Source organism: Acinetobacter sp. Colony158 (assembly GCF_019264745.1).
In the GTDB taxonomy this organism is placed as follows: domain Bacteria; phylum Pseudomonadota; class Gammaproteobacteria; order Pseudomonadales; family Moraxellaceae; genus Acinetobacter; species Acinetobacter ursingii.
Map to the genome: position 1 here is coordinate 1,549,654 of NZ_CP078523.1, position 19,925 is coordinate 1,569,578.

General features: G+C 41.1%; 14 protein-coding genes. 9 read left to right on the plus strand and 5 right to left on the minus strand.

Going from position 1 to position 19,925, the window contains the following annotated elements:
* Positions 1 to 255 precede the first annotated feature (255 nt).
* The 5 genes from rplJ (at position 256) to JR005_RS06380 (ending at position 10,439) form a co-directional block, all read left to right on the plus strand.
* Complete coding sequence (gene rplJ / locus JR005_RS06360; RefSeq protein WP_004985064.1) at positions 256 to 762, plus strand: 50S ribosomal protein L10; 507 nt, start codon at positions 256 to 258, stop codon at positions 760 to 762.
* Between the two features lie 42 nt (positions 763 to 804).
* Positions 805 to 1,176, plus strand: coding sequence for a 50S ribosomal protein L7/L12 (gene rplL / locus JR005_RS06365; RefSeq protein ID WP_004985065.1), 372 nt, complete (start codon positions 805 to 807; stop codon positions 1,174 to 1,176).
* A 308-nt stretch (positions 1,177 to 1,484) separates the two neighbouring features.
* Entirely contained in the window at positions 1,485 to 5,573 is a 4,089-nt protein-coding gene (gene rpoB, locus JR005_RS06370) for a DNA-directed RNA polymerase subunit beta (RefSeq protein ID WP_004995287.1), read from the plus strand.
* Between the two features lie 136 nt (positions 5,574 to 5,709).
* Complete coding sequence (rpoC, locus tag JR005_RS06375) at positions 5,710 to 9,903, plus strand: DNA-directed RNA polymerase subunit beta' (RefSeq protein WP_004995284.1); 4,194 nt, start codon at positions 5,710 to 5,712, stop codon at positions 9,901 to 9,903.
* Between the two features lie 179 nt (positions 9,904 to 10,082).
* Positions 10,083 to 10,439, plus strand: a complete 357-nt coding sequence (locus JR005_RS06380) for a hypothetical protein (protein ID WP_004995282.1) — start codon at positions 10,083 to 10,085, stop codon at positions 10,437 to 10,439.
* 114 nt (positions 10,440 to 10,553) lie between these two features.
* On the opposite strand, the gene JR005_RS06385 is transcribed toward JR005_RS06380, so the two are convergent.
* Positions 10,554 to 11,045: a DUF4442 domain-containing protein gene (locus JR005_RS06385; protein WP_034698863.1), complete on the minus strand. Its 492-nt coding sequence runs from the start codon at positions 11,043 to 11,045 to the stop codon at positions 10,554 to 10,556.
* A 121-nt stretch (positions 11,046 to 11,166) separates the two neighbouring features.
* Between JR005_RS06385 and JR005_RS06390 the strand changes: the two genes are divergently transcribed.
* Positions 11,167 to 12,045 carry an alpha/beta fold hydrolase gene (locus JR005_RS06390; protein WP_034698980.1) on the plus strand — a complete coding sequence of 293 codons (879 nt, stop codon included), beginning with the start codon at positions 11,167 to 11,169 and terminating at the stop codon, positions 12,043 to 12,045.
* A gap of 71 nt (positions 12,046 to 12,116) precedes the next feature.
* Here the strand turns inward: JR005_RS06390 and JR005_RS06395 are convergent, their stop codons facing one another.
* A complete protein-coding gene (locus tag JR005_RS06395; protein WP_034698866.1) occupies positions 12,117 to 13,478 on the minus strand; it encodes an amino acid permease in 1,362 nt (453 codons plus the stop codon).
* Positions 13,479 to 13,980: 502 nt separating this feature from the next.
* Here JR005_RS06395 and JR005_RS06400 point away from each other — a divergent pair.
* The 3 genes from JR005_RS06400 (at position 13,981) to htpG (ending at position 17,190) form a co-directional block, all read left to right on the plus strand.
* A complete protein-coding gene (locus tag JR005_RS06400) occupies positions 13,981 to 14,565 on the plus strand; it encodes an OmpW/AlkL family protein (RefSeq protein ID WP_004985082.1) in 585 nt (194 codons plus the stop codon).
* Positions 14,566 to 14,805: 240 nt separating this feature from the next.
* Positions 14,806 to 15,159 (plus strand): lysozyme inhibitor LprI family protein, encoded by a 354-nt coding sequence (locus JR005_RS06405; RefSeq protein ID WP_004985083.1) that lies wholly within the window; start codon positions 14,806 to 14,808, stop codon positions 15,157 to 15,159.
* 105 nt (positions 15,160 to 15,264) lie between these two features.
* Positions 15,265 to 17,190 carry a molecular chaperone HtpG gene (gene htpG / locus JR005_RS06410; RefSeq protein WP_004985088.1) on the plus strand — a complete coding sequence of 642 codons (1,926 nt, stop codon included), beginning with the start codon at positions 15,265 to 15,267 and terminating at the stop codon, positions 17,188 to 17,190.
* A 105-nt stretch (positions 17,191 to 17,295) separates the two neighbouring features.
* Here the strand turns inward: htpG and JR005_RS06415 are convergent, their stop codons facing one another.
* From JR005_RS06415 to JR005_RS06425, 3 genes are all read right to left on the minus strand, one after another.
* The gene (locus tag JR005_RS06415) at positions 17,296 to 18,189 is read right to left on the minus strand and encodes a hypothetical protein (protein ID WP_004985089.1); all 894 of its coding nucleotides are present in this window, start codon (positions 18,187 to 18,189) and stop codon (positions 17,296 to 17,298) included.
* Between the two features lie 133 nt (positions 18,190 to 18,322).
* On the minus strand, positions 18,323 to 19,525 hold the full coding sequence (locus tag JR005_RS06420) for a hypothetical protein (protein ID WP_004985091.1): 1,203 nt from the start codon (positions 19,523 to 19,525) through the stop codon (positions 18,323 to 18,325).
* Between the two features lie 148 nt (positions 19,526 to 19,673).
* The coding region (locus JR005_RS06425; protein WP_267460117.1) for a DMT family transporter at positions 19,674 to 19,925 on the minus strand (252 nt) is incomplete at its 5' end.

The following is a 19,925-nucleotide window of genomic DNA, read 5'->3' on the forward strand; positions in this document are numbered from 1 at the left end:
AAAGGTCTTGGTGAATATACGTATTTGATGAATCTTTGAGGATTCAAATATGTCATCAAGCGGACTTTGAATTGGTAAATATTAATTTGCCAGCGTCAAAGACCTCAGGTGGTTGGAGTTTCGACTTTGGCCTTAATTGATTGCCTGAGTAGACGCGGTGGTGTGATTTGTTCCTCCTCCGCGTGTAAGCCGAAAGGTTTACGAATTGGGAGTGCATCTAGCTCAGATGCATAAGTCACCTTAGGAGGTTTTACAATGGCTCTTCTTATCGAAGGCAAAAAACAGATCGTCGCAGAAGTCAACGAAGTTGCTTCTAAAGCGTTCTCTGCTGTTGTTGCTGATTATCAAGGTTTAACTGTCGAAAAACTTACTCAACTTCGTGTTGAAGCACGTAAGTTAGGTGTTACTACACGTATCGTGCGTAATACTTTGGCTAAACGTTCATTTGAAGGTACTCAATTTGATATCTTGAATGACAACCTTGTAGGCCCAACAATTCTTGGTTTTTCAACTTCTGAAGACGACATGGGTGCAGCTGCACGCTTGTTTGAAGAATTTGCAAAAACGAACAAAGCATTTGAATTAAAAGCTGCTGCATTTGACGGCAAAGTTTATCAAGGTGCTGAAGTTAGCGTTATTGCAAACCTTCCAAACCAAGAGAAAGCACTTACTATGCTTGCCTCTGTTCTTCAAGCTCCTGTTTCGAAATTGGGTCGCTTACTTACAGCACTCAAAGAGAAAAACGAGTCAGAAGCAGCTTAATCACACTTTTACCTTATTCAATATCCATTTGGAGTTATTCTCATGGCTTTAACTAACGAAGAAATCTTAAACGCAGTTGCTGAAAAAACTGTTCTTGAACTTGTTGAATTAATCTCTGCTTTTGAAGAGAAATTCAATGTATCTGCTGCTGCTGTAGCTGTTGCTGCTGCTCCAGGTGCTGGCGCTGCTGCTGCTGAAGAACAAACTGAATTCAATGTTGAATTGACTTCTTTCGGCGCGAACAAAGTTGCTGTAATTAAAGCAGTTCGTGAAGCGACTGGTCTTGGTCTTAAAGAAGCGAAAGATCTTGTTGAAGGTGCTCCACAAGTTCTTAAAGAAGGCGTTTCTAAAGAAGAAGGCGAAGAGCTTAAGAAGAAACTTGAAGAAGCTGGTGCTACAGTTACACTTAAGTAATGCATCAAGGGGTCGATTTTTTGATAATCGGCCCCATAAAATGGCTGATGGCTCTTGGGTCATCAGCCTTTTTGCGTTACAATAATCGGCTCGATTTTTGTTTGTTTGATATAAAAACGCTCGATTTAAAGAACAAATGAAATAAATTCAAACGCTTACCAATATTTTTCTGGTTTAAAAATATTGTTAAGCGTTTTAATACCACTTAAAAATTGCAGCATTTGTAAAAGTGGTGGCCATATCGGCCTGCGTCATTCCATCCAAGCTCGTTCTGCAGGCGAGCCTGGTTTACTTTCCGAGGACTCCAGATGGCATACTCATATACCGAAAAGAAACGGATCCGTAAGAATTTTGGTAAATTGCCTAGCGTCATGGACGCTCCGTACTTGCTTTCGATTCAGGTCGATTCGTACAGAACGTTTTTACAAGATGGCAAATCACCGAAAAACCGCGAAGATATCGGTCTCCAAGCCGCATTTCGTTCAGTTTTTCCTATAGAAAGTTATTCTGGCAATGCTGCTTTAGAATTTGTTGAGTATAGTCTTGGTAAACCAGAGTTTGATGTACGCGAGTGTATTCTTCGCGGATCAACTTATGCGGCACCAATGCGCGTAAAAATTCGTTTGATCATTAAAGATCGTGAAACGAAATCAATTAAAGATGTTCGCGAACAAGAAGTGTATATGGGTGAAATGCCACTTATGACTGAGAACGGAACATTTGTGATTAACGGTACTGAGCGTGTCATCGTATCTCAGTTACACCGTTCACCAGGTGTGTTCTTTGATCATGATAAAGGTAAAACTCATTCAAGCGGTAAAGTGCTGTATTCAGCACGTATTATTCCTTACCGTGGTTCATGGTTAGACTTTGAATTTGATGCCAAAGATTTGGTTTACGTGCGTATTGACCGTCGTCGTAAGCTATTGGCTACGGTTATTCTACGTGCACTGGGTTATAACAATGAGCAAATCCTTGATTTGTTCTATGAAAAAGTACCTGTGTATCTGGACATGGGCAGCTACCAAATTGATCTTGTGCCTGAACGTTTACGCGGTGAAATGGCGCAGTTTGATATTACTGATAATGACGGTAAAGTCATTGTAGAACAAGGCAAACGTATTAATGCGCGTCATGTTCGTCAAATGGAAGCGTCTGGTCTAAGCAAGCTTTCAGTGCCTGATGAGTATCTGTATGAGCGTATCACTGCTGAAGATATTACACTAAAAGATGGTGATATCATTCCTGCCAACACTTTGCTCAGCCATGAAGTCATGGTCAAGCTAGCTGAAGGCGGCGTGAAGCAGTTTAATATCCTGTATACCAACGATATCGATCATGGTCCGTTTATTGCGGATACTTTACGTGCTGATACTACATCAGGTCGTGAAGAAGCACTGGTTGAAATCTACAAAGTAATGCGTCCAGGCGAGCCACCAACGAAAGAAGCGGCTGAAAACTTGTTTAATAACTTGTTCTTCTCTTCTGAACGTTATGATTTGTCACCTGTCGGTCGTATGAAGTTTAACCGTCGTTTGGGTCGTCCTTACGAAGTCGGTACAGATCAAAAGTCACGTGAAGTTGAAGGTATTCTCTCTAATGAGGATATCACTGATGTACTCCGTACATTGGTTGAGATTCGTAACGGTAAAGGTGAAGTCGACGATATCGATCACTTGGGTAACCGTCGTGTCCGTTCAGTTGGTGAAATGACTGAGAACCAGTTCCGCGTGGGTCTGGTGCGTGTTGAACGTGCGGTTAAAGAGCGTTTAAGCCAAGCTGAAACCGATAACTTGTCTCCACAAGACTTGATCAATGCGAAACCTGTTGCTGCTGCAATCAAAGAGTTCTTTGGTTCAAGCCAATTGTCTCAGTTTATGGATCAAAACAATCCATTGTCTGAAATTACACACAAACGTCGTGTATCAGCGCTTGGGCCAGGTGGTTTGACACGTGAACGTGCAGGCTTTGAGGTACGTGACGTACATCAAACTCACTATGGTCGTGTGTGTCCGATTGAAACGCCTGAAGGTCCAAACATTGGTTTGATCAACTCGCTATCTGTCTATGCAAAAGCCAACGATTTCGGTTTCTTGGAAACGCCTTATCGTAAAGTAGTCGATGGTCGTGTAACTGACGATGTTGAATATCTTTCTGCGATTGAAGAAGTAGGTACTGTGATTGCACAGGCCGACTCTGGTGTTGATGCAGAGGGTAACCTCGTTGAAGAAATGGTTTCAGTCCGTCATCAGGGCGAATTTGTACGTATGCCTCCTGAAAAAGTGACGCATATGGATGTTTCTGCGCAGCAAGTTGTTTCTGTAGCAGCATCATTGATTCCATTCCTAGAACACGATGATGCGAACCGTGCCTTAATGGGTTCGAACATGCAACGTCAGGCAGTGCCAACCTTACTTGCGGATAAACCGCTTGTGGGTACGGGTATGGAAGCGACCGTTGCACGTGACTCAGGCGTATGTGTAATTGCAAAACGTGGTGGTGTGATTGAGTTTGTTGATGCATCACGTGTGGTCATTCGTGTTCATGAAAATGAAATGATCGCGGGTGAAGCAGGTGTTGATATTTATAACCTGATCAAATACACCCGTTCTAACCAAAATACTTGTATTAACCAGAAAGTTCTTGTGAATCTGGGCGATAAAGTTGGTCGTGGTGATGTATTGGCTGATGGTCCTTCTACCGATGGCGGTGAGTTGGCATTGGGTCAAAACATGCGCGTCGCGTTCATGACGTGGAATGGTTATAACTACGAAGACTCGATCTTGTTATCTGAGCGAGTTTTGCAGGAAGATCGTTTAACTTCAATTCACATTCAGGAATTATCATGTGTTGCGCGTGATACCAAGTTAGGTGCAGAAGAAATTACTGCCGATATTCCGAATGTAGGTGAAGCTGCTCTATCCAAGCTAGATGAATCTGGTATTGTGTATATCGGTGCGGAAGTGACCGCGGGTGATATTCTGGTAGGTAAAGTAACGCCTAAAGGTGAAACTCAACTTACGCCAGAAGAAAAATTGCTTCGCGCGATCTTCGGTGAAAAAGCGGCTGACGTGAAAGATTCATCTTTACGTGTTCCGTCTGGTACGAAAGGTACTGTGATCGATGTACAAGTCTTCACACGTGATGGTCTTGAGAAAGATGATCGTGCACTTGCGATTGAAAAAGCGCAATTGGATTCGTACCGTAAAGATTTGAAAGAAGAATACAAAATCTTTGAAGAAGCAGCACGTGAACGTATTGTGCGCTTATTAAAAGGTCAGGATTCTAATGGTGGTGGCACGACTAAACGTGGTGACAAACTGACTGAAGATTTATTGTCTGGTCTTGAGCTGGTCGATTTACTTGAAATTCAACCAAGTGATGAAGGCATCGCTGAGCGTTTAAGTCAAATTCAAGTATTCTTGAAAGAGAAGAGTGCTGAAATTGATGAGAAATTTGCTGAGAAAAAACGCAAATTAGCGACGGGTGATGAGTTAACGACGGGTGTCTTGAAAGTCGTTAAAGTCTACCTTGCAGTTAAACGTCGTATCCAGCCAGGTGATAAAATGGCGGGTCGTCACGGGAACAAAGGTGTTGTTTCTAACATCTTGCCTGTAGAAGACATGCCACATGATGCCAATGGTGTACCTGTTGATATCGTGTTGAACCCGTTAGGTGTACCGTCACGTATGAACGTGGGTCAGATTCTGGAGACACATCTGGGATTGGCAGCCAAAGGTCTGGGTGAGCAAATCGATAAGATGTTGCAACAACAGCGTACCATTGCCGAACTTCGTATCTTCCTTGATAAGATTTATAACAAGGTCGGTGGTGAGCAAGAAGATCTAAACAGTCTGACTGATGATGAAGTCTTGGTATTGGCTGGCAACTTGCGTAAAGGTGTACCACTAGCAACTCCTGTATTTGATGGTGCTGAAGAAAGTCAAATTAAAGAGTTACTTGAGTTGGCTGAATTGCCACGTACTGGTCAACAGATTTTGTTTGATGGACGTACAGGTGAACAGTTTGACCGTCCTGTAACCGTAGGTTATATGTACATGTTGAAACTGAACCACTTGGTGGATGACAAGATGCATGCGCGTTCAACAGGTTCATATTCTCTGGTAACGCAACAACCATTGGGTGGTAAAGCTCAATTTGGTGGTCAGCGTTTCGGTGAGATGGAAGTCTGGGCACTTGAAGCTTATGGCGCAGCATATACCCTTCAGGAAATGCTCACTGTGAAGTCGGATGACGTTGAAGGTCGTACACGCATCTATAAGAACATTGTAGATGGTAACCATTATATGGATCCGGGTATGCCTGAATCATTCAACGTATTGACCAAAGAGATCCGTTCTTTAGGTATCAACATTGAACTGAAAAATGGTGACTAAATCCCCCTCGATTCCCCTTTGTTAAAGGGGGCCCCTCTTTTCAAAGAGGGGTTAGGGGAGATTTTCAAATTTCAGTAAAAACAATATTTGTGACCCAGTCGGATGAGCCTAGCTCTCTGACACACGGAGAAAAAAATTGAAAGACTTGCTCGATATCATGCGTAAGAAAACGGATTCTGACGGTCATGCACCCGTTGAATTCGACCGTATCCGTATTGGTCTTGCGTCACCAGAAATGATTAAGTCATGGTCTCACGGTGAAGTGAAAAAGCCTGAGACAATCAACTACCGTACGTTTAAACCAGAACGTGATGGTTTGTTCTGTGCCAAAATCTTTGGTCCAGTCAAAGATTACGAATGCTTGTGTGGTAAATACAAGCGTATGAAATACAAAGGCGTCATTTGTGAAAAATGTGGCGTTGAAGTCACAACTGCAAAAGTTCGTCGTGAACGTATGGGTCACATCGAGCTTGCTTCGCCAGTGGCGCATATCTGGTTCTTGAAATCATTACCAAGCCGTATTGGTTTATTACTAGATATGACACTTCGTGATATCGAACGTGTGTTGTATTTCGAATCTTATGTTGTAACTGATCCTGGTATGACTCCATTCGAAAAATACCAGTTGCTTAGTGATGAAGAGTATTACAACGCACTTGAAGAACACGGTGATGAATTTACCGCGAAAATGGGTGCGGAAGCGGTTCAAGATTTGTTGAAAGACATCGATCTTGAAGCTGAAATCGCACGTCTTCGTGAAGAAATTCCACAAACAACCTCAGAGACGAAACTGAAAAAAGCGTCTAAGCGTCTGAAGTTGATGGAAGCGTTTAAAGAGTCAAACAACAAGCCAGAATGGATGGTGATGAATGTACTGCCAGTACTTCCACCAGACTTGCGTCCACTTGTACCACTTGAAGGTGGTCGTTTTGCGACGTCTGACTTGAACGATCTTTACCGTCGTGTAATTAACCGTAACAACCGTTTGAAGCGTCTTCTTGACCTTGCAGCGCCAGATATCATCGTACGTAACGAAAAACGTATGTTACAAGAATCTGTTGATGCACTACTTGATAATGGTCGTCGTGGTCGTGCGATTACAGGTTCAAACAAACGTCCATTGAAATCTTTGGCAGATATGATCAAAGGTAAACAAGGTCGTTTCCGTCAGAACTTGTTGGGTAAACGTGTTGACTATTCTGGTCGTTCGGTCATTACCGTTGGTCCTACTTTACGCTTGCATCAATGTGGTCTTCCGAAGAAGATGGCACTTGAACTATTCAAGCCATTTATTTTCGCGAAATTGCAGGCATCTGGTCAGGCAACTACCATTAAAGCTGCCAAGAAAATGGTTGAGCGCGAGACTCCTGAAGTTTGGGACGTTCTAGCGAATGTGATTCGTCAACATCCAGTGATGTTGAACCGTGCACCGACACTTCACCGTTTAGGTCTACAAGCCTTTGAACCGATTTTGATCGAAGGTAAAGCGATTCGTTTGCATCCATTGGTCTGTACTGCATTTAACGCCGACTTTGACGGTGACCAAATGGCAGTACACGTTCCATTGACCTTGGAAGCACAGCTTGAAGCACGTGCTTTGATGATGTCAACCAACAACATCTTGTCACCAGCCAATGGTGAGCCAATTATCGTTCCTTCTCAGGACGTGGTCTTGGGCCTTTACTATATCACGCGTGATGCAGTCAATGCCAAAGGCGAAGGTATGGTTTTTGCCGATACGCACGAAGTAAACCGTGCTTTGGCCACCAATAAAGTTGCGATCCATGCGCGTGTTAAAGTGCGTGTGCATCAGACTGTGATTGATGAAAATGGTCAGCGCGAAAAGCAAACCATTATTGTGGATACCACACCAGGTCGTTGCTTACTTTGGGAAATCGTTCCAGAAGGCTTAAGCTTTGACATGATCAACCTTGAGATGACCAAGAAAAACATCTCAAAACTGATCAACTCTTGCTACCGTAAATTAGGTCTAAAAGACACCGTCATCTTTGCTGACCAATTGATGTATTTGGGCTTCCGTCAAGCGACTCGCTCAGGTGTATCGGTGGGTATGGAAGACATGGTCATTCCGCCACAAAAGCAAGTCATTATTGACAAAGCAGAAACTGAAGTTCGTGAAATTGAACAACAGTTTGAACAAGGCTTTGTGACCGCGGGTGAGCGTTATAACAAAGTGGTCGATATTTGGGCGCGTACTAACGATCAAGTCGCTAAAGCGATGATGGATAACTTGTCATTTACCAATGTGAAGAACAAACAGGGTGAAGACGAGAAACAAAAATCGTTCAACAGCATCTACATGATGTCTGACTCTGGTGCGCGTGGTAGTGCGGCTCAGATTCGCCAGTTGGCGGGTATGCGTGGTTTGATGGCAAAACCAGATGGTTCGATCATTGAAACGCCAATTAAAGCGAACTTCCGTGAAGGTCTAACGGTTCTTCAGTACTTTATTTCAACGCACGGTGCGCGTAAAGGTTTGGCCGATACAGCATTGAAAACTGCGAACTCAGGTTACTTGACTCGTCGTTTGGTTGACGTGGCACAAGACTTGGTAATTACTGAGCCAGACTGCGGTACTGCGGGCGGTTTAGTCATGACTCCATTCATTCAGGGTGGGGATGTGATTGAGCCATTACGTGATCGCGTATTGGGTCGTGTAACAGCAGAAGATGTACGTCGTGCATCGGACAATGAAGTGGTATTGCCACGTGGCACTTTGATTGACGAGAAAATTGCAGCTCAGCTTGAAGAAGCGGGTGTCGATGAAGTGAAAGTTCGTTCAGTCATCGCATGTGAATCGTCATTTGGTGTTTGTGCAAAATGTTATGGTCGTGATTTGGCTCGTGGTCATCAGGTTAACCCAGGTGAGTCTGTTGGTGTTATGGCAGCTCAATCGATTGGTGAACCAGGTACACAGTTAACCATGCGTACCTTCCACGTGGGTGGTGCGGCAAGCCGAACTTCTGCTGCAAACAGTGTACAAGTGCGTAACAAAGGTACTGTACGTTTCCATAATGTGAAAACGGTACAACATGCCAAAGGTCACTTGGTTTCTGTTTCGCGTTCAGGCGAAATTGGTATTGCCGATGAGTTAGGTCGTGAGCGCGAGCGTTATAAACTGCCTTATGGTGCAAGCATTCTGTTGAAAGACGGTGAGTTTGTTGAAGCAGGCGGTATTGTCGCAACTTGGGATCCGCATACACATCCACTTGTAACAGAAGTGGCAGGTAAAGCGCGATTCAGTCAAATTGCGGATGGTGTCACTGCAACGTCTAAAACTGATGATGCGACGGGTATGACTACGGTTGAAATCTTGCCTGTGACAGCACGTCCTGCGTCTGGTAAAGATTTACGTCCTGCAATCGTCTTGGATACAACTGATGGCGGCGAGCAGTTCTACTTCTTGCCACAAAATACCATCGTAACCGTACGTGATGGTGAAACCATTGGTGTGGGTGATGTTATTGGTCGTGTACCGCAAGAAACTTCACGTACTCGTGATATTACCGGTGGTCTACCGCGTGTTGCTGACTTGTTCGAAGCACGTAAGCCAAAAGAGCATGCGATCTTGGCAGAAATATCAGGTATCGTGAGCTTTGGTAAAGAGACCAAAGGTAAAAACCGTTTAGTGATCACGCCTGATGATGGTTCTGAAATCTACGAAGAATTGATTCCGAAATGGCGTCAAATCAACGTGTTCGAAGGCGAGCATGTGAACCGTGGTGAAACCATTTCTGATGGTCCACAAAATCCACATGACATCTTGCGTTTGAAAGGTGAAGTGGCATTGACCAACTACATCGTGAACGAAGTTCAGGACGTTTATCGTCTACAAGGTGTAAAAATCAACGATAAGCACATTGAAGTCATCGTACGTCAAATGTTGCGTAAAGTTGATATCACTGATGGTGGTGATACCAGCTTCATCAAAGGTGAGCAAGTGGACTACATCCGTGTCGTTCAAGAAAACCAAGCAGTCTTGGCTCAGAACAAGTTCCCTGCGAAGTTTGAACGTCAATTGATGGGGATTACCAAAGCATCGCTTTCGACTGACTCATTCATCTCTGCTGCATCGTTCCAGGAAACCACTCGTGTGTTAACTGAAGCGGCTGTAACAGGTAAAGAAGATGATTTACGTGGCTTGAAAGAAAACGTAGTTGTGGGTCGTTTGATCCCAGCAGGTACGGGTCTAGCGTATCATCTCGAACGTCGTCGTCAGGAAGCTGAAGCGGCTGAGTATGAATTGCACAACGACTTTAGTGATGTTGATCAAGCTTTCAGTCAGGCATTAAACTCTGATCAATTTTAAAGATTGATTGAAAAAGAAAGGCACCTACGGGTGTCTTTTTTTATGCAAAAAAATAGATGAATTTGTCCAATTTTTTTGATTACAAAATCACTGCATGGATGGGGCATTTTGTTACATGATCTTATTAAGAAATTCTCCAAAAATGCTTATTCTGATAGGTATTAAACGAGGAGCTAAGCATGAAAAAAACAATGAGTTTAATGGCGATCGCTGTCATGTCGACCGCAATTCTCGCTGGTTGTCAGGATATGAGTCCATCGAATCAACGTATTGGCGCTGCTGCTTTAGGTGGTGCTGTTGGTGGTGGCGTGGGTAACCATGTGGGTGGTGGCGTTGGTGCTGCTGCTGGCGGTGCTTTAGGTGGTGGCGTAGGTGCTAATGCCAAAGGTGGTAATAGTAGCTCAACAACCAGTAGTGCCGTTGGAGCGGGTATTGGATCTGTCGTCGGCAAGGCGATATTTGGTGGCGATGGTGGTGCTGCGATTGGTGGAGCCATTGGTGGCGGTGCGGGTGCGGCCATTCAAGAGAAAAAATAATGTTTTATCGATGACAAAAAAGACAGCACGAAGCTGTCTTTTTTGATAGGAATTTAGACAAATATAGAATCTTTGATTTTATCAAAACTCTTTAAATTTCAAATAAAAATAAGATCAATGATACTTTTCAAATGGTTTTGGCTTTTTACGACGAATATAAAGTGTTTTTTGAATCTCTGCGATTCTGACACCAGATTCATCAAAAAGATTAACGGTATAGTTTCTTAGCACTGGTGCATAATTTTCTGCTAGTTCACGGATATGCTCAAGTTCCATCGCATCTAGGCGAATATCTGCATACACGGTACTTCGTCCAGGTGATAAAAAGTTGATATTGGCAGACTTATCCCAAACGATATATTTTGAGCCCAGATGATGCATGAGGATCAACATATAAAAAGGATCCACCATCGAGTATAAGCTCCCCCCAAAATGAGTCCCGACAATATTTTGGTTTTTTCGGGTGAGGGGCATTTTGACTCGGATGTAATAATTTTTCAGATCAATTTTGTCAATGCTAATCCCCGCACCACGATAAGGTGAATAGCGATTAATAATAAACTTTGAGACAGCGGGTATGGTTTGAAGTTGCTTTAAAATATTCATGAGGGTCAATTGATTTTCTATAGGCTATCTTCATACTAAATAACTAACATCATTCTGGCATTGATAGCAATGCCTAATCCGATTAAAGAAATGGTCAATCAAAAACAAAAAAGGAAATGGCATGCATCCTCAGATTCACACTGTCCAAACTTCCGATCAGCAGACCTTATGTGCTAAAACATGGGGCGATCAGCAAAAACCAGCCTTGGTACTGGTTCATGGTTATCCTGATAATCAGGAAGTCTGGGAGCCGATTATTCATGAGCTGATCGATGATTTTTATATAATCACCTATGATGTTCGTGGCGCTGGTCAATCCAGCATTCCTAAGCATATTCGGGATTATCGGCTTGAACGCCTTTCTCTGGATCTGGAAGCAGTTGTCAATCAATTGTTGTTAGATCGACCATTTCATTTGGCTGCGCATGATTGGGGGTCGATCCAAAGCTGGGAATCGGTGACTGAACCTAAGTTTAAAGATCGTATTTTGTCTTATACCACGATTTCAGGCCCTTGTTTGGACCATGCTGCTTGGTTGCTACGTGATGAAGTTAAAACTCATCCAGCCAATTTTTTGAAGAAATTATCAAAATCATGGTATATCGGCGCATTTCATCTGCCCTTCATTGCACCTACCGTCTGGCATTATTTCACTCCCGAAAAATGGGGAAAAATCTTAAATGGTTTGGAAAGGAAGCAAGATTTACCATTGAATTTTCATATTGCGAGTGATGGAAAATATGGGGTTAATCTTTATCGAGCGAATTTTATTCCAAGTTTGACTCGACCACGTCAGCGCTATGCACAATGCCCAGTTCAGGCTGTGGTACTCATGCGTGATGCTTTTGTCAGCCCTGATTATATTTTAAAAGGAATGCCAAAATGGGTGGAGCAATTTGAATATGTTGAACTGGATGCCAATCATTGGGCAATGTTGAGTGAACCACAAAAAATGGCAGACTATATTCGTCAGTTTGCTTGGTCTCAACAGTCAGTTTAATTCAATGGTCGCAATAAAAAACCACCTTTAGATTGCCATGAAAGGTGGTTTTTTATACCAGTTAACATTGATTAGATTTTTGGTTTGACCCAAATCTTGTAAGCAACAGCTAATAAAAGTAACCAGAAAATGCCGACATACAGGGCAGGGCGCGTATCAGGGAAATAGCCAATCACCGCAATCACAAAGATCATAAATGCGGTAGCAAGTGCAGGTGCTACAGGCCAACCAATCATCGGGAAATCAAGCTTTTTAATTTCATCACTCGATAATTTTCTGCGCATGCCAAAATGCGATAATAAAATCATCAGCCAAACATAGACCGTCGCAAAAGTCGCGATCGAAGCAATAATTTCAAATACATTTTTAGGAATTAGGTAATTTAGAACCACGCCAATTAACAATACGCCAGCCATGACCACCACGGTCATCCACGGCACACCGAATTTAGACGTTTTACGGAACACTTCAGGTGCTTGTCCTTTGAGTGCCATACCGTACATCATACGACCTGCGCCAAATACATCACTATTAATCGCTGAAATAGCTGCTGTAATTACCACGACATTCAATACGGCAGCGGCAGATTTAATGCCTAAACTCTCAAAAATTTGTACAAATGGACTGCCTTGAGTCCCGATCTGATTCCATGGAAAAATCGACATTAAGACAAAAATAGTCAAAACATAGAACAGGATAATTCGGATCGGAACAGCATTAATGGCACGTGGAATGGCCGTTTTCGGATTTTCTGTTTCACCTGCGGTAATGCCGATGATTTCAATTCCACCAAAAGCGAACACGACCACTGAGAAACAGGCGATGACACCCATTACTCCATTTGGCATAAAGCCGCCATGTTCCCATAGATTAGAAATACCAGGATTAAAGCTAGTATTGGGAACATGCAAACCATAAAACATAATGCCAAAGCCACCACAGATCATGGCAACAATGGCGCTCACTTTAATAATCGATAGCCAGAATTCAAGCTCACCGTAAAATTTGACATGAATCAGATTAATTGCACCCAAAAAGAAGATGAGCGATAAAATCCATGTCCAGCGTGGCACATCAGGAAACCAAAATCCCATATAGATGCCAAAAGCGGTGACATCTGCTATGGCAACAATCACCATCTCAAAAACATAGGTCCAACCTGTGGTGAAACCAGCCAAAGGGCTCACATAATCGGAGGCATAACGACTAAATGAGTCTGAAACTGGGTTGTGTACGGCCATTTCGCCAAGCGCGCGCATCACGATATAAATGGCAATACCCGCGATGACATAGGCCATCAAGACTGCGGGACCTGCGAGTTTAATAGCAGAAGCTGATCCATAGAATAGACCTGTCCCAATGGCAGAGCCTAAAGCTAAAAAACGGATGTGGCGTGTATTGAGTCCACGCTTTAAAGAAGAATTCTGTGACATCGATTACTCCAATTCTTGCGCGTATTGTATCGGAGCTACATTCAATGTTCACTTTATTTATATAAAAAATGAAAAATTTGGGCTGGACAAGACATTGATCGAAATAAACTTACAAATTTATTTAAATTAATTAAATTAACAAAAGGGAAGATTAAAAATAAATATAAGCTTGTGATTAAATATTTTAAAACAATAGACTTCTTTGGTTATTGGTTGAATTTTTTTATTTTTATCCCGTAGGTGGAAATAAAAAGCTCTTATGGAAATATTCTAATAATCACAAAACCTTATTATTTTGATCGGTTTTAAAGTGTATTAATTTAATCGGGTTTATTTGTGTTTAATTTGGCATTTTAAAAACATACTAAAACACTCTGATTAAAATAAATAAATAAGAATATCATTGCTTTATAAATAATGTTTAAAATGTGTTTATAATCTGTATTGCGTTTAATATATATATAATATTATGATGTTATCAAGATATTAAGAGGTAATAAAAATGTTGAAACAAGCTGCTGTTATTGCATTATTAGGTTTGTCTTCTTCTGTTTTTGCAGGTGATTGGCAGGTTAAAGTCGGGGCAAGTTATATTGCGCCAACCAGTGATACTCAAACTGCATTAGGCAAAGTTGAAGCGGATGATGAGTTTGCTTTTACACCATCTGTTGAATATTTCTTTGGTGACTCACCATTCTCTGCTGAATTACTTCTTGCAACACCGATTAACCATGACGTGTTATTGGATGGTAATAAGGTTGCAAGAGTAAAGCATTTACCACCAACCATCACAGCAAAATATAACTTTAAAAACGCGACACGCTTTACACCATATATTGGTGTGGGTGCAACTGCTTTCATTCCATGGGATGAATCAGGTGTAGCAGATAAAGTCAAAAATGATTACGGTTTTGCGGGACAAGTTGGCTTCACTTTCCAACCTGCTGATGCAAAAAATTGGGGTGTTTACTTCGATGTACGTTATGCAGATTTGAGCCCAGAAGTTCGTTTAGTCGACAACTTAGGTACGTTTGATTTAGATATCGACCCAGTGATTTATACACTAGGTTATAGCTATAGATTCTAAGGAAGATATAGCCTTTAAAAACTCCCTCGTGGGGAAGGGAGTTTTTAACTGATAATGCACTTAATAATAATGATATAGAGAACAACAATAATATGATCATCGGCATGATAAGCCTGACAGGAAACTGTGAGGCTTTTTTTATGGTTGTGACTGATGTTGTACAGAAAATGGCAAAAATTTACTTATTCAAATGAACATAATTGTTAAAGTTAAAATAATAAATCCAACACGAGCGTTTCAATGAAAAAATTACGAATAGTTCTGCTCAGTAGTTTATTTTGTATAAATGGTTTAAGTCTCGCCCATGCTGCAAGTTTCTCCTGCGATAAAGCCAAAACCAGTACAGAAAAAACCATTTGTCAAAACCGCAGTTTAAATGATGCCGATGTAAAAATGGCAACAACTTATAATATTGTTGTTCACGCCTTGCCAATGGGCGGACGTGATGCCGAGAAAGGTGCGCAATATCAATGGTTAAAACAGCGGGATAGCTGTCGTGCAAATGTAAGTTGTATCACACAGCGTTATACCGAGCGTCAAAAGCATCTGGATGACATCGTGCAAAATCGTATTTTAACGCAAGGTCCTTTTTAAACCAGATAAAAATCTTCACTTTTGCTATTGAAAAAGTCGTGACTCACTCCAATACATACAACATCAAAGAATTCGCTAACATGAATGGTATTTTAGGAGTGAGTGATGAGCGAACAAAAAACGTCACAGAATTATAGCTTTCAGGCAGAAGTCGCCCAACTTTTACATTTAGTGACCCATTCACTATATTCTAATCCAGAAATTTTTCTACGCGAGCTGATTTCAAATGCATCAGATGCTTGCGACAAATTGCGTTTTGAAGGGATTAATCATCCAGAATATTATGAAAATGATCCAGATTTACATGTACGCGTAACTCTGGATAAAGAGCATAAAACCATTACTATTTCAGACAATGGTATTGGTCTCAATCAGCAGGAAGCGATTGATAATCTGGGTACCATTGCCAAATCAGGCACTAAAGATTTTATGTCTAAATTAACTGGTGATCAAAAGTCAGATGCACAGTTAATCGGTCAGTTTGGTGTCGGCTTTTACTCTGGATTTATTGTTGCAGATAAAATCACCGTTGAATCGCGTCGTGCGGGGTTGTCTGCGGATGAAGGCGTACGCTGGGTGAGTGGCGGTACTGGTGAATTTGAAGTTGAGCAAATCCACAAGGATTCACGTGGCACAGATATTATTTTACATTTGCGTGATGATGCACTTGAATATTTAGAAAGTTATAAAGTTAAGCAAATTATCAATAAATATTCAGATCACATCAGTTTGCCAATTCAAATGCAAAAAGAAGTCTGGCAAGAGGATGAGGTGGCGGAAAGTGAAGAACAAGCAGCCAATGGCAAAATGGTCAAAACTGAAGAATGGGAAACCATTAACTCAGCCAGTGCGCTTTGGACACGAAATAAAAATGAAATTTCAGAAGAACAATATATCGAGTTCTATAAAAACTTGAGTCATGATTTTGATGCACCGTTGGCTTGGGCACACAATCGGGTTGAAGGTAGCACAGAATATACCCAGCTTCTTTATATTCCAGCTAAAGCACCGCATGATATTTTTACCCGTGAAGCTAAGGCAGGCATTAAGCTGTATGTGAAACGTGTCTTCATTATGGATGATGCGGATCATCTGATTCCAAATTATTTACGTTTTGTACAAGGTGTGGTCGACAGTGCCGATTTACCGCTGAATGTAAGTCGTGAGCTGTTACAGGAAAGTCGCGATGTTAAAACCATTCGTGAAGGTAATGCCCGTCGCGTATTAACCCTGCTTGATGGTCTGGCAAAATCAGAAGATGAAAAAGATCAGGAAAAATTCAAAACTTTTTACACCGAATTTGGTGCAGTTCTTAAAGAAGGTTTAGGCGAAGACTTTGGCAATCGCGAACGTATTTTAAAACTTCTACGTTATGCAACTTCAAATAACGATGATGTCAACACCTCACTGACTGATTATAAAGCACGTATGAAAGAAGGGCAAAAAGCGATTTATTACGTGACCGCAGATAGTCTCAATGCCGCTAAAAACTCTCCACAACTGGAATTATTTAAGAAAAAAGGCATTGAAGTTTTACTGATGTCTGAACGTGTCGATGAATGGGCGATGAATTTTGTACAGGAGTTTGATGGTACGCCTTTGCAGAATGTTTCAAAAGGGGCTGTCGATCTGGGTGATTTACAAGATGCAGAAGAGAAAAAAGCACTCGAACAAGCAGCGGAACAATTCAAACCCGTAGTGGAAAAACTGGGTGAATCACTCAAGGATAAAACCAAAGAAGTGCGTGTAACTACACGTCTGGTCGACTCTCCTGCGTGTTTGGTCACTTCGGAAGGTGAATTATCGCCGCAATTGATTCGTATGTTGAAACAAGCGGGTCAGGAAGTGCCTGAGATGAAGCCGATTCTTGAAATTAACCCTGAACATCCATTGGTGAAAAAACTGGAAGGTTCAGCGCAGTTTGATGATCTGGCCAATGTGATTTTTGATCAGGCGGTCATTGCTGAAGGTGGTTTACCAGAAGATCCTGCTGCTTATGTAAAACGGATCAATAGCTTATTGTTAAAATAAATCATCTGTAAAATAGCCCTGACTACGGTCAGGGTTTTTTATACCTTGTTGGTGCATGTGGGTAAAGTCAGACTTATCCACAATTTTGCTGATTTGTTCGACAAGTTAAAAATTTGCTTCTAATTGAATCGTCGTACTAAAGATATGCTGAAGTTCTTTATCGGTTGTGGTCATGTCATGATAGTAAGAAATCTGGTTATCAATAAAAATCCAGTCACGCCATAAGGGTCTCCGCCATGATAAATAAGGCCCCCATAGCTGTAATTCCCAGTCTTTTTTAGTTTGATCATACACACCGCTACTATAAATTCCATAAATTAAACGGTGATTTTTTAAAAATTGATATTGTTGGAAAGTTCGATTTGCCCAATAGTATTCTTCATCCTGACTTTTATTGAGGCTGAATTGATTGGAAAAAAGAGTATTGTCTTGTAATTTTTGATTCAGATTCAAAGTTGTCTCAGAATAATTTTTACTGGTAGAACCATAGCGAAACAACTGTTGAGTATCAATGCTGATGTCATGTCTTAACACCCATTGTTTCTTTGCTAAAAACTGGACATACACATCACTGTCTGAATTTGAACCCAGATTAATATCGTTAGAAAAAGGCAGCAAGCTGGTGATGGTACTGATACTGGCACTAATGGGATCAGGATTAGCTACTTTATTTTTTTTACTTTTAGTTTTATGCGGTTTTCCAAATTTTTTAACAGGTTGGGGTTGTTGCTGCAAAGTCCTTGCCCATAAAGAATCGTTATCAAAAACAGCCAATAATTCCTGACTCAGTTGTTCGTTGGAAAGAATGCTTTCTTGTTCTGAATTTATCTGTGCTTCTGTACATGTTAATTTTGATAAGTGCTGCCGATTTAGATGCACTGTATAAGACTGAAAAGAATAGGGTTTAAAAGTGGAATGGCTTAATACCCATACCGCATAAATACTACATAGGCTTAAAATAATCGCAAGCTGAAAATGAACGATAAGGTATCGCTTCATGAAAAAAATAATAAGAATAATGAATGTGGAATAGAATATAAAATTAATCTTAATTTTTTATTTAAGTTTCGATGAGCTTGATCAAACGCTTGCCAAAATACTACATGGCAAGCGCAAAAGGATGGCTACTTATTTAAAATAAAGCCTCTAAACGGACAAAAGTACTCACATAGTGACTGCGATCTTCACGATGATCATTAAAATAATTGAGATCGCCTTGTACATAAAACCATTCACGCCAGAGTTGTTGACGCCAAGACATAAAAGGTCCCCAGCTATTTAAGCGTAAGTCGCTATTATTGTAATAACCACCTGTATACAAGCCGTAATTAAAACGATTATTGGCAAAGAATTGATGCTGTCTAAATAAACGGTTATCCCACCACAGATCATCATCCTGATCATCAGCATAAGTTAGGCTGAATTGGTTAGAGAGAAAAGCCTCATTAGGACGCGCATGCGTTAATTCTAGATTGGTTCTTAAATAGTTTTTACTATCGATGCCATAACGATAAATTTGTTCCGCGTAAAACGAAAAATCGTTGCGTAGCGGCCACGCGCGTTTGGCTTTTAAGCGGACATAAATGTCGTCCCCAGAACGAATCCCCAGATCGGCATCAGTTTCAAACGGTAATTTTTTGGAGAAATCAGACCATCGTAGTGCCAATGAACCATTATTGTCACGGGTTTGACGAGAATCTAAGCGTTTTTTATCCCCGTTTGGATCGATATTGGTATTGGCGACATTATTATCAAACTCATCATCGAGTGAGTCATCACCAAACACGACGCTAAAACGCCGTTCGAGTGTTGGAAGTTTAATTTTTCCTCGAATACGTGGCTTAATCTCATAGCCATTATATTTATCCCAATAATTATCTAGCATGATCCTCAAGGTGGCATCGGCTGGTTTTTTGGGATCTACATCACCAAACCAATGATCGATTTTGCCAGAGGTACGGTCTGCCCAACGGCTAATATCATGCTGCTTACGATCAAACCACGTTAGATCTTGAGTTTCAGATACAGGAGGAACATTGGGCGTATCTGACTCAGGAGGTAAAATGGTCGGTGTTGAATCAATCCATGCAGGAATTAAATCTAATAGATTTTTATCTTGTGATTGATTTAATTGGTGTAATTTGACTGCATAGGCGACAGAGGTTCGTGGCGTATTGGGATCATTTGGTAAAACCAAGGGCTGATCTTGCTCGGAAGATTGATCGAAACTCACATCTTTTGTTTCTGTATTGGCGGAAAGCGAAGTTATTCCCCCCAAACACACTAAGAAATATAAAACGCGAGAACCCAAGTTAAAATAATTAGCTTTCATCATAATGGCTGTACATTGTTTATTATCTCATTTATGTGATAACTCTTGTTGATTTACGTCATAAAATCAAGTCCTAGCAACAAAACTAAGTAATTTTAAGAAGATACGTTATTTTTTTGTATATAAATAATTTGAATTTTATACAAATATCTTAATGATTAATGGATTTTGAAAATAAATTGATGATGATTACCCCTGCAATAATCAACAACATACCCAATAACGCTGGGAAGTCCAATTTTTGTTTGAGTACAATAAAATTGATGGCCGCTACCATTACAATTCCTGTACCTGCCCAAATAGCATAGCTGATGCCTACAGCTAAGGTCTTAACGACAATACTTAATAAATAACCCAAATCCTGTTTAAGCCAATGATTCCATAATTTGAATTTTTGGCTTAT